This is a genomic window from Rhodococcus sp. OK611 (assembly GCF_003050885.1).
GTDB lineage: Bacteria > Actinomycetota > Actinomycetes > Mycobacteriales > Mycobacteriaceae > Rhodococcus_G > Rhodococcus_G oryzae.
Genome location: NZ_QAOZ01000009.1, coordinates 61,542 through 72,806, shown reverse-complemented (window position 1 = coordinate 72,806; position 11,265 = coordinate 61,542). Strand labels below are relative to the sequence as shown.

The 11,265-nt window shown below is 67.5% G+C and carries 12 protein-coding genes; 9 read left to right on the top strand and 3 right to left on the bottom strand.

Annotation, left to right across the window (positions count from 1 at the left end):
* Nucleotides 1-82 precede the first annotated feature (82 nt).
* Nucleotides 83-883: an alpha/beta fold hydrolase gene (locus C8K38_RS12910; protein ID WP_097211868.1), complete on the bottom strand. Its 801-nt coding sequence runs from the start codon at nt 881-883 to the stop codon at nt 83-85.
* Nucleotides 884-1,002: 119 nt separating this feature from the next.
* Between C8K38_RS12910 and C8K38_RS12905 the strand changes: the two genes are divergently transcribed.
* The 5 genes from C8K38_RS12905 (at nt 1,003) to C8K38_RS12885 (ending at nt 7,111) form a co-directional block, all read left to right on the top strand.
* Nucleotides 1,003-1,938, top strand: coding sequence for a methionyl-tRNA formyltransferase (locus tag C8K38_RS12905; RefSeq protein WP_097211867.1), 936 nt, complete (start codon nt 1,003-1,005; stop codon nt 1,936-1,938).
* 113 nt (nt 1,939-2,051) lie between these two features.
* A complete protein-coding gene (locus C8K38_RS12900; protein ID WP_097211866.1) occupies nt 2,052-2,705 on the top strand; it encodes an acyl-CoA-like ligand-binding transcription factor in 654 nt (217 codons plus the stop codon).
* Between the two features lie 33 nt (nt 2,706-2,738).
* Entirely contained in the window at nt 2,739-5,096 is a 2,358-nt protein-coding gene (locus C8K38_RS12895; protein WP_097211865.1) for an MMPL family transporter, read from the top strand.
* Between the two features lie 208 nt (nt 5,097-5,304).
* Nucleotides 5,305-6,564: a YhgE/Pip domain-containing protein gene (locus C8K38_RS12890; protein ID WP_245221768.1), complete on the top strand. Its 1,260-nt coding sequence runs from the start codon at nt 5,305-5,307 to the stop codon at nt 6,562-6,564.
* A 115-nt stretch (nt 6,565-6,679) separates the two neighbouring features.
* On the top strand, nt 6,680-7,111 hold the full coding sequence (locus tag C8K38_RS12885; protein ID WP_257017480.1) for a DUF4383 domain-containing protein: 432 nt from the start codon (nt 6,680-6,682) through the stop codon (nt 7,109-7,111).
* Nucleotides 7,112-7,115: 4 nt separating this feature from the next.
* On the opposite strand, the gene C8K38_RS12880 is transcribed toward C8K38_RS12885, so the two are convergent.
* A complete protein-coding gene (locus C8K38_RS12880; RefSeq protein WP_143548454.1) occupies nt 7,116-7,481 on the bottom strand; it encodes a hypothetical protein in 366 nt (121 codons plus the stop codon).
* A gap of 201 nt (nt 7,482-7,682) precedes the next feature.
* The gene (locus C8K38_RS12875) at nt 7,683-8,273 is read right to left on the bottom strand and encodes a hypothetical protein (protein WP_108168827.1); all 591 of its coding nucleotides are present in this window, start codon (nt 8,271-8,273) and stop codon (nt 7,683-7,685) included.
* Nucleotides 8,274-8,305: 32 nt separating this feature from the next.
* Between C8K38_RS12875 and C8K38_RS12870 the strand changes: the two genes are divergently transcribed.
* Genes C8K38_RS12870 through C8K38_RS12855 form a run of 4 tightly spaced genes read left to right on the top strand, consistent with a single transcriptional unit; the run spans nt 8,306 to nt 11,263 of the window.
* Nucleotides 8,306-9,013: a hypothetical protein gene (locus C8K38_RS12870; RefSeq protein WP_097211860.1), complete on the top strand. Its 708-nt coding sequence runs from the start codon at nt 8,306-8,308 to the stop codon at nt 9,011-9,013.
* A 5-nt stretch (nt 9,014-9,018) separates the two neighbouring features.
* Nucleotides 9,019-10,068, top strand: coding sequence for an SRPBCC family protein (locus C8K38_RS12865; protein ID WP_097211992.1), 1,050 nt, complete (start codon nt 9,019-9,021; stop codon nt 10,066-10,068).
* A complete protein-coding gene (gene gvpJ, locus C8K38_RS12860; RefSeq protein ID WP_097211859.1) occupies nt 10,065-10,472 on the top strand; it encodes a gas vesicle protein GvpJ in 408 nt (135 codons plus the stop codon). Before C8K38_RS12865 ends, gvpJ begins: the two co-directional genes overlap by 4 nt.
* The gene (locus C8K38_RS12855; RefSeq protein ID WP_209927627.1) at nt 10,472-11,263 is read left to right on the top strand and encodes a GvpL/GvpF family gas vesicle protein; all 792 of its coding nucleotides are present in this window, start codon (nt 10,472-10,474) and stop codon (nt 11,261-11,263) included. Before gvpJ ends, C8K38_RS12855 begins: the two co-directional genes overlap by 1 nt.
* Nucleotides 11,264-11,265: the final 2 nt, after the last annotated feature.

Genomic DNA, 11,265 nt, shown 5'->3' with positions numbered 1-11,265 from the left:
TCGTCGCGCGGCGCCGGTCGTCGCCGCGATTTCGGACCTTAGGATAGGCTACCTACCCTTAGGGTAGGCAAACTACCCCGTACTAGCCGGTGAGGAAGTCCAGGATCGCGGAGTTCACCGCGTCGGGACGCTCGAGGTAGCCGTAGTGGCCGCAGTCCGGCAGCTCCACGTAGTTCGCCCCAGGAATGGCCTTGGCCACCTCGGCGGCCAGGTGCGGCGGCACCAACCGGTCGTCGGCGAACCCGATCGCCAGGCAGGGCCGAGTGATCCGGCGGTAAGCCGCGAGGCGGTCGCCGAAGTCGTCCAGGTTCTGCTGGGCGCGTACGCCGCGGCTGGTCTCGGCCTTGGAGAAGGCGAAGATGTCCAGCCAGTCCTGGGCCGCCATCTGGTCCACCAACGAGGCGGGCGAGAGGTTGAGCACGGCGGTGATCGCGGCCCGGTAGCTCGCGGGCAGCGTGATGCCCTGCGCGTCGAGTTCCCGTTCACCCTCGGACAACGCCTTCTGCAGCGCTACCCGGCGGCCGTGCGCGGCGAGGAAGACCGCCTTGCGCACAAGCTCGGGGCGCGCCAGCGCGAGCTCCTGCGCGACGCGGGCGCCGAGCGAGGTGCCGATCACGTGGGCCGGGCCCCCGAGGTGCTCGATCAGCGCCGCGGTGTCCGCGACCATGTCCTCGATGGCGATGCCGTCCGCGCACTCGTCGGTCGGGGCGATGCCGCGGTTGTCGAAGGTGCACACGCGATATCCCGCGGCCAGCAGCGCGGGGACCTGATGCAGGTCCCACACCCGACCGGGGCTGCCGGTCCCCATGATCAGGACGACCAGGTCTCCTGAGCCTTTGACCTGGTAATTCAGCTGAATCCCATTGATCGTGGCGAGGGGCATCGACGAGCCTTTCTGGCGAGAACCGGGGACACGGCCCGGTGTCAGCGCTATGGATAGCCTAAGCTAGCCCCGCGTCGATCACTCGACGGCAATTGTCGCGCTCGTCCAGGAGGAACCCGTTGAGAGTCGCCACGCTCGGATACCAGACCTGGGGTCACCGTACCCTGCAGGCGCTGCTGGATTCCAAACATGAGGTGGTACTTGCGATCACCCACCCCAAGAGCGACCACGCGTACGAGCGGATGTGGGCCGATTCGGTCGCCGACCTCGCTGCCGAGCACGGGGTGCCGGTGCACATCGCGAACAAGCCCGACGAGGATTTCAAGGCCGCACTGAAGCAGGCCGACCCGGACATCATCGTGGCGAACAACTGGCGCACCTGGCTGCCAAGGGACGTCTTCGACGCCCCCCGCTACGGCACCCTCAACATCCACGACTCGCTGCTGCCGAAGTACACCGGGTTCTCCCCGCTGATCTGGGCCCTGATCAACGGCGAACCCGAGGTCGGCCTCACCGCACACCTGATGGACGAGGAGCTCGACGCGGGCGACATCATCCTGCAGCGCAGCACCCCGGTCGGCCCCAAGGACACGGTCACCGACCTGTTCCACCGGACCGTCGACATGATCGGCCCGATCACCGTGGACGCCCTCGACCTCATCGAGTCCGGCCGCACGGACTGGACGCCCCAGGACCGGTCGCAGGCCACCTTCTTCCACAAGCGCGCCGCGGAGGACAGCCGGATCGACTGGACCTGGCCCGCCGAGGTCATCGAGCGACTCGTCCGCGCGCAGTCCGACCCGTACCCGAACGCGTTCACCCACTTCAAGGGCCAGCGCATCCGCGTCATCGAGTCCTCGGTGTCCAAGGGCTGCTACGGCGGCACCCCCGGCCGGGTCTTCATCCACGAGGGCGACGGCATGGTCATCGTCGCCGGGCCCGACGCGTGGAGCGGCGGCAACCGGGGCCTGTCGATCGAGCGCGTGCGCCTCGACGACGGCACCGAGATGACCGGCAAGGAGTTCTTCCCGCACGGCGGCGGCTACCTGAGCTGACGACCCCGCTCGGTGACCCCCGTCACCGAGCGGCGTCGAGTGTGGGCAACCACACCAATTTTGCAGACCTCTGCAACCTTGCAGAGGTCTGCAAAGTCCGTACCGTCGATGGGGTGATCCAAGAACTGCCCCTGCGCGACCGTAAGAAGGCCGCCACCCGACGGGCACTGAGCGACGCCGCGGTCCGGCTGGCCAGGACCCTCGGCATCGACTGCGTGACGGCGGACGCCATCGCGTCAGACGCGGGCGTCTCCACGCGCACCTTTCACAACTACTTCCCGTCGAAGGAAGAGGCCATCCTCTTCCGCTTCGAGACCGAAGTGACCCAGTGGGTGCAGCAACTGCGCGAGCGCCCGGCCGAGGAACCCATCTGGGACTCGCTCGAGACAGTGGTCGTCGGCATCGTGATGGATCCCGAGCGCGACCTCACCGACACCTTCGCCGTGATGGCCCTCGTCGAGGACAGCCCCGCGCTGCTGGCCCGCCAGCTCGAACTGCAGGGGCGCGTCAACCGCATCTTCGGCGAGGCGATCGCCGAACGCACCGGCACCGACATCGAGCGCGACCTGTACCCGAACCTGCTGCAGATGGCCGCGGGGGCCGCATGTAAGGCGGCGATCGACCTCTGGATGCAGGGCACCTCCGACTACGCGAACCCCGGCGAGCTCGTCACCGAGGCCTTCCGCCAACTCCGCGCAGGCATCCCGCAGCCGACACCGCTGCCGGGTCGCTTCGCAGGCTCCGCGCCAGCCCCCACGCAGCACTGACCGACCCGTACCACCTCGAACGAAGGGTCCTCCATGGCCACCTATCTCTATCGGATCGGCAAGTTCGCCTATCGGCGCAAGGGCACGGTCCTGTCCATCTGGCTCACCCTTCTCGTCCTGATGGGCGTCGGCGCCGCGACCCTCTCCGGGCCGACCAACGACTCCTTCTCGATCCCAGGGACGCCCGCGCAGCAGGCGCAGGACCTGATGGCCGAGCGCTTCCCTGAGGCCGCCGGCAGCGACCCCTTCAACTCGCTCAGCGCACGCTTCGTCTTCGCCGCGCCGAACGGCCAGACGCTGACGGACCCGGCGAACGAGGCCGCGATGGACGCCGTGCTGGACAAGGTGCGCGGCATCGAGCAGGTCGAGCCCGCCGCGAAGGCCGACCCCGCCACCCCGCCCGCCGCGGGCGAACGCAGCGCGGCCCTGGTCAACCCCGTCGTCGCCCACGACGGCCTGGTCGAGATGGTCACCGAGCAGGCGCAGGAGTCCGGCAAGCCGCTCGACCGCGCGCTCGCCGACGCGCAGGCGCTGTCCTCGCTCAGCGCGGACGCGACCGTCGGTTATGTCGACGTGCCGTTCACCGGCGAGGTCACCGACTTCACCGACGAACTGACCGCCGAGATCGACGCCGCCGCCCAGGTCGGCCGCGACGCCGGGCTCAACGTCCAGCTCAGCGGCAGCGCCGCGCAGGTCCAGGAGGCTCCAGGGGGGACCACCGAGCTGATCGGCATGGCGGTGGCCGCGGTCGTCCTGATGATCACCTTCGGTTCGCTCGTCGCCGCAGGCCTGCCGCTGATCTCCGCGATCATCGGCGTCGGCATCGGCAGCCTCGGCATCACCATCGCGACCGGATTCACCGAGCTCGGATCGATGACGCCGACGCTGGCGATCATGATCGGCCTGGCCGTCGCGATCGACTACTCGCTGTTCATCGTCTCGCGCTTCCGGCACGAACTGACCGTCACCGACAACCGCGAGGAAGCGGCCGGACGCGCCGTGGGCACCGCCGGATCGGCCGTGGTCTTCGCGGGGCTGACGGTGATCATCGCGCTCGTCGCGCTGCGAGTGGTCGGCATCAAGTTCCTCACCGACATGGGCATGGCCGCCGGCTTCTCCGTGTTCATCGCGGTGCTGATCGCGCTGACCTTCCTGCCCGCGATGCTCGGGCTTTTCGGCAGCAAGGTGTTCGCGGGCCGGATCCCGTTCGTCAAGGCCAAGGATCCCGAGTCCGGCTCGATGCAGCCGGGATCGGCCATGCGCTACGCCCGCTGGGTCGCGCGCGTCCCGTTGATCCCCCTGATCGGCGGGGTGCTGCTGCTCGCCGTGCTCGCGGTGCCCGCCACCGGCCTCAAGCTGGCGCTGCCCAGTCAGGCCACCGGCGACCCCGCGACCAGCGCCCGCCAGGCCTACGACCTGATCGACGGGGGCTTCGGCCCCGGCCGCAACGGCCCGCTGCTGGTGGTCGTCGATGCCCGCGACGCCACCGTCCCGGCGATGCAGGCATTCGGTGACGTCGCCGCGACCATCTCCGAGCAGACCGATGTCGCCAACGCACAGGTGATCGGCGTCAACCAGGCGGGCGACACCGCACAGATCCTGGTCACCCCGGACAGCGGGCCGACCGACCCGAAGACCGTCGACCTGATGCAGTCCATCCGCGACGGCGAGACCGGAATGCACGAGCAGATCGGCGTCAACTACGGCGTCACCGGTCAGACCGCGCTCGAGACCGACATCTCCGACCGACTGCAGGACGCCCTGATCCCCTACCTGCTGGTGGTGGTCGGGCTGGCGTTCATCCTGCTGACGCTGGTGTTCCGGTCGCTGCTCGTGCCGCTGACCGCCACCCTTGGCTTCCTGCTCAGTGTCGCGGCCACCTTCGGCGCCACGGTCGCGATCTTCCAGAACGGCTGGGGTGGTCTGGTCGGGAACCCGCAGCCGCTGGTCAGCTTCATGCCGATCTTCCTGATCGGTGTGGTCTTCGGCCTGGCGATGGACTACCAGGTGTTCCTGGTGACCCGGATGCGTGAGGAGTACGTGCACGGCGCCTCCGCCAAGGACGCGATGACGATCGGGTTCACCCACGGGTCGCGGGTGGTCACCGCCGCCGCGCTGATCATGATGTCGGTGTTCGCGGCCTTCATCGCGGAGCCGAACTCGTTCATCAAGTCGATCGGCTTCGCCCTGGCGGCTGCGGTCTTCTTCGACGCCTTCGTGGTCCGCATGGTGATCATCCCCGCGGTGATGGCCCTGCTCGGCGACAAGGCGTGGTGGCTCCCGGCGTGGCTGGACCGGATCCTGCCGAACGTCGACATCGAGGGCGAGAAGCTGCAGCGCGAGCTGCCGGCTCATGCGCTCGACGGCGAGGAGACGGTGGCCGCCCGCTAGCGGCGGCGACACCCGGATCGAATCGAGGAGGCCGGCGGCGCGATGCGCTGCCGGCCTCCGTCGTTGCTGCGACAATCGGCACACGGATATCCGCGGACGAGGGGCTGCCACTGTGACATCGCTGAGGCGAGGTTCGACCGACCGTCCGACGCACATCGTGCGCACGCCCCGATTCTGGTTGGCGCCGCTCGTCGTGGTGTCCCTGCTGATGTCCCTGCTCGCGGCGCTCTACCTCGGCGGGATCCTCGACGCCAAGGGCAACCTGCACGACTTCCCCCTCGCGATCGTCAACCAGGACGAGGGCGACACGGTCTCCACCCCCGAGGGCGACAAGCCGGAGAACTTCGGCAACCAGATCACCGAGGGACTGGTGGCGAACGTCCCAGCGGACAAGGTCGACCTGCAGCAGATCGGGATCGCGCAGGCCCAGTCCCGGCTGGACACCGGCGAGATCTACGGCGCGATCGTCATCCCCAGCGATTTCACCAAGCGCCTGCTGATCCTGGCCAAGGCGGGCGTCATACCCGGGGACATCGAGAAGCCGATCATCACCGTCTACACCAATCCCCGCGCCGGGACGTTCGGAGTCGGGCTGGTCACGGGCATCGCCTGGCCCGCCCTCGACGCGGTCAACGACAAGGTCGGCGCGCAGCTGACCGAGCAGGTCAACGCCCAGCTCGCCGCGATCGCGGACGCCCCGGCGCTCTCCGGGGCCGCGCGGCTGAGCCTGGCCGAACCGATCAAGGTGCTCACCACCGCACACAATCCGCTGCCCGACGGGACCGGCAACGGGCTGTCCGCGTTCTACTACGCGCTCCTGCTGGTGCTCGCCGGGTTCACCGGGGGCATGATCGTGAACTCGCTGGCCGACGGGATGCTGGGTTTCGCGCCCACCGAGTTCGGTCCCCGGTATGTGCACAACCCGGCGGTCGAGATCTCGCGTTTCCGGACACTGCTGTCGAAGTGGGCCGTGATGGTGGTGCTGGCCCCGCTCGTCTCGGGCCTGTACGTGGCCGTCGGCCGCGCCCTCGGCATGCCGATCCCCAACCAGCTCGCGCTGTGGATGTACGGCACCTTCGCCATCGCCGCCGTCGGCATCACCGCGCTGTCGGTGCTCGCGGTGTTCGGCACCGTCGGACTGCTGGTCAACCTCATCCTGTTCGTCGTCCTCGGATTGCCGTCCTCGGGCGGCACCATCCCGATCGAGGCGACCCCACCGATCTACGGCTGGCTGGCGAACTTCGAGCCCATGCACCAGGTGTTCCTCGGCGCCCGCGCCCTGCTCTACTTCACCAGCGGCGGCGCGGGCGACCTCACGCACGCCGTGATGATGACGCTGATCGGGCTGCTGGTCGGGCTGACGCTCGGCGCCACGGTGACCCTGCTCTACGACCGGAAGGGCTTCCACCGCGGGGCCGCCCGGCCCGCGGTGGAAGCTGACGTCGCTCGCCTCGCAGATCCGGTGTGAGAACCCGCGCCTATGGGTATTCGCGGTGGCAGCGACAGTTGCGATCTCGGTGACCGTGCGAGGAGAAGGGGTCATGAGACACCTGCGAGGCGAAGGCGATACCGCGCCGGTTCAGATGGCGGCCGTGCTGATCGGCTTGGTCTTCGTGGTCATCGGTGTGCTCGGCTTCGTGCCAGGTGTGACAACCGGCTACGACACGCTCGCTCTGCCACATGATTCGCAGGCCGAACTGTTCGGCTTGTTCGAGGTGTCGATCCTGCACAACATCGTCCATCTCGTGTTCGGCGTGATCGGTGTTGCCGCATCACGGTCGATCGCCGCGTCCGCACTCTTCCTGGTGCTCGGGGGGATCGCCTACCTGGTGTTGTGGATCTACGGACTGATCGTCGATGACCTTTCGGGAGCGGATTTTCTGCCCACCAACGCGGCCGACGACTGGCTGCATTTCGGGCTGGGCATCGCGATGCTCGCCATCTTCTTTGCGACACCCAGAATCGGTACCACCAGAGCCACCGATCCGCATCGCCCCCACTCGCCGATCGAGTGACCGCCTAGTCGGTGGGGTCACCGTCCCCCTTCCGGGGCGGATGTTCCAGCGCGAATTTCTCCGTGCGCTCCTCCGACCGTCGCGCCGTGTCCGCGAGCACGTGGCCGGCATGGCGGGTCGTCTCTGCCACCGGCGACTCTGCCAGTCGGGCAGCAACCGCCCGGGCACGGTCGGGCAGGTCTACCTCCCGCACTTTGTCGGCGATGGCAGCAGCATGCACTTTGTCCGCGATCCCGGCGGCATTCACGTTCGGCTTGTGTTCCGAGATCGAGTGCTCGACCTTGTGTCCGACTCGCGCCGCGGCCTGACCAGCACGGCGCGCGCCGTCCAGCGCAGCCCCCACGGCCGCCCCTGTGAGCGCCCCGATCACCAATCCCAACCATAGATTTCGCATGTGTGGCGCATACCCGACCGGTGCGTGACCAAACCGCGCGCGCCTCCGGAATCGGATCGGACGGTGATTTCGCCGCCATGATGCCACCAAGAAAGTCGTCGGCAAGGCCATGGGCAGGCAGGGAAGAAGGTCAAGGACGCCTTCAAGAACTAGTACCTCGGTCGAAAACGACGCCCTTCACGGACACGCAGGCGTGACCAGGTTGTAGATGTTCTCGGCCTGTTCCTGGCTCGGCTTCGTCCCGTCGTTCGCCGCCAGCGTCTCGATCTCGACGGTCACGGTCTCCTTGTCCGCACCGGCTGCGAGATGAGCACACGATTGCGTTGCGATCATCTCGATGTCCTCATCACTGCGGTCCTGGGCCAACTCCGCATAGCCGGTACGGAACGCGGCGACGAATGCTGCGAGCTTGGTCTCGTCGATCGCAGACTCCGCCGTTGTCATGACGGCACCTGTGCCTGTCATGACCGCGCCGGTACCGTCCTGAGCGTCCTGCGAGTCATCGTCGTTGCCGCAGGCGGCGGCGAGGGCAACCAGGCCCGCCGCGGCGATGGTCAAGGCAGTGGATTTCATCATGGCGGCGGTGTACCCGGCCCTTTCCGGCTCAAACACATGCGAGCACACGAGCCCGCGCACAGGATCCGATCCAACCCGGAACTCCTTGTGGAAAAGGTTGGCCGAATGCGTTTCCACCGGTGCGAGCTTGGGTAGGCCAAGTTTCAGTCCGCGAAAACGAAATGGATCCGCCCGGTAACCGAGCACCCACATCGCGGGACACCACCTGCGAAGGAGAATCGACAATGAAGTCCGGAACGAAATTGGCCCTGGGACTCGGGGTGGGCGCGGGCTACGTCCTCGGTCGCACCCGCAAGCTGAAGCTGGCGCTGCTGCTGGCGGGAGGCGGTATGACCGGGCGGTTGCCCGGAACCCCACGGGAGCTGATGCAACAGGCCGCAGGAGCGCTCGGGTCGTCCACCGAACTCGGCAAGATCACCGAGTCGGTACGCGGTGACCTCATCGGCGCGGCCCGTGCGGCGGCGGTGACGGCCGCGGCCAATCGAATCGAGGCGCTGAACGACCGCCTGCAACTGCCCGCACCCGACGAGGAACCCGAAAGCGACGAGGAACGCGAGGAACCACGCCGAAAGGCACGGACTCGAAGGGCCGAATCGAAGCAGGACGAGGAACCCGAATCCGACGAGGACTTCGAGGACGAATACGACGAATACGACGAGGAACCGGAGGAGGACGAGGAACCGGAGGAGGACGAGGAACCGGAGGACGAAGCCGAAGTCGAGGATGAATCGGAAGACGACGACGGACGAGTCGACCGCGCACCGACGAGTTCTCGCCGTCGGCGCCCGGCGGACGAGGTCTCCACCTCAGGTCGCCCACGCGCCCGGAGTTCCCGCGCTGGGGGCAAGAATTCGTCGAGCCCCTCGCGGCGCACCAAACGATCCGAGGGCGCCACATCGGACCGCGCGCCCGTGCGGCGCACAGGAAGGTGAGTCCGGTGACACGATCGATCGAACGCGCGACCGGCAAGACAGGAAAGGTCGCCAAGAAGACCGTGGGCAGGGTCGGCAAAACGGCCACGGACACGGTGGGCTCCGCAGGCAAGGCCGTCACGGAAACCCCCCGCGATCTGCAGCCGCTGCAGCAGTCGGTGCAACATCTGGCCGGAACGCTGACCGAGCGCGCCGTGGCGGCTGTCTCCGACAAGGTGAGTGGGACGGCCGAGCGGCTGACGGACTACGCGGAGGGCTCGGGAGGCGGCCTGCTCGCCGCGCTCACGGGGTCGAAGAAGCTGGCCGAAGGCAAGTCGCCGCTGTCGGCGGCGATGAGCGCCGGGTTGACGAACGTCAAGGACCTCGCCGGGAAGAAGTTCGAGGACATCAAGGAGTCCTTCACCGGCGGCAAAGGAAAAGACAAGGGCGGCAAGAAGATCAAACTCACCAACATCGTCGAACAGATCGATGTCGGTGTGCCCGTCCAACTCGCATACGACCAGTGGACCCAGTTCGGCGAGTTCCCCAAGTTCATGAAGAAGGTCGAACAGGTCGAACAGAAGTCGGACGAGAAGCTCTCGTTCACGGCGAAAGTCTTCTGGTCACGCCGAACGTGGGAGTCGACGATCCTGGAACAGGTTCCCGAGGAGCACATCATCTGGCGATCCAAGGGCAACAAGGGCTACATCGACGGGGCGGTGACCTTCCATGAGCTAGCGCCCTCCCTCACCCGGATCATCATGGTTCTCGAGTACCACCCTCAGGGATTCTTCGAGAAGACCGGGAACCTCTGGCGGGCGCAGGGCCGTCGGGCTCGTCTCGAGCTCAAGCACTTCCAGCGACACCTGATGACGCAGAGTGCCCTTCATCCCGACGACGTGGAGGGCTGGCGCGGCGAGATCCACGACGGAGAGGTCGAGGAACCGGAGAGCGAACCCGAAGAACCAGAGAGCGAACCCGCGGAGGACGAAGACCGGAAACCCCCGAAACGGCAGCCGCGACGGCGTACGGGATCCGCGCGCGCGAAAGGCGAGAAGCGGGGGTCCGCGTCATGACCATTGCGACACAGGGTGCGAACGGCGGGGGCGAGCTCGGACGACCGAGTGCGTCCGGACTGGCCGATGTCATCGACACCATCCTCGACAAGGGTCTGGTTCTCGACGCGTTCGTGCGGGTCTCGATCGTCGGCATCGAACTATTGACGGTTGATGCCCGCGTGGTCGTCGCCAGCGTCGACACCTACCTGCGCTATGCCGAGGCGGTGAACCGGCTCGAGATCTCGGAGAACGAGCCGACCGGCTTGCCCGGCCTGGTCGGCGACGTCGCCGAGGGTGGCGCCAAACACAAGACGAAAGGTGCGATCGAGGCGGCAGGCGAGAAGCTCTCGGACTTCCTCGGCGAGGTCCAGGACAGACGCGACGAAAATGCGGAGAAGACGTCGAAGCGAAGGGAGCGATGATGTCGGCGGCAGAGGACACCACCGATCAACGCTCGGGGACCGCGACCTACGTCTACGGCATCGTGCCTGCCGACGTCGAGCCGGAACCCGACGCGGCGGGAGTCGGCGATCCACCCGGCTCGGTGACGGCCGTCCGCCACAACGAGGTCGCCGCCCTGGTCAGCGAGATCCAGGTCGGTCACCCGCTCGGCACGCCCGAGGACCTGCGGGCCCACGCCGAACTGCTCGACGGATCGGCCCGCGTCGCGCCCGTCCTGCCGCTGCGATTCGGTGCTGTGATGACGGACGTGGACGCGGTCACCCAGGAACTTCTCTCCCCGCATCACGACGAGTTCCGGTCCGCTCTCGACGAATTGGAGGGCCGGGCGCAGTACGTGATCAAGGGCCGCTATGACGAGCCCGTGATCCTGCGCGAGGTGCTGTCCGGGAGCCCCGACGCGGACAGGCTGCGAGAGGAGATCCGCGACAAGCCCGAGGAGACCACCCGCGACGCCCGGATCGCCCTCGGCGAGTTCATCGAACAGGCGATCGGCGCGAAGCGGGACGCGGATACCCGCACCGTGCTCGATGCGATCGGATCGCTCGCACACGCGGTGAATGTGCGTCCCGCCAGCCACGACCTGGATGCGGTTCACGTGGCGCTGCTCCTCGACGTGGGCGCCCGGGAGGATCTGGAGAAGGCGCTGGCCGATATCACCAACGAATGGGACGGCCGGGCCGAGATCGAGGTGCTGGGGCCCATGGCTGCATACGACTTCGTGATGAAGCGGGAACCGGAGCAGGAGGGCTGACG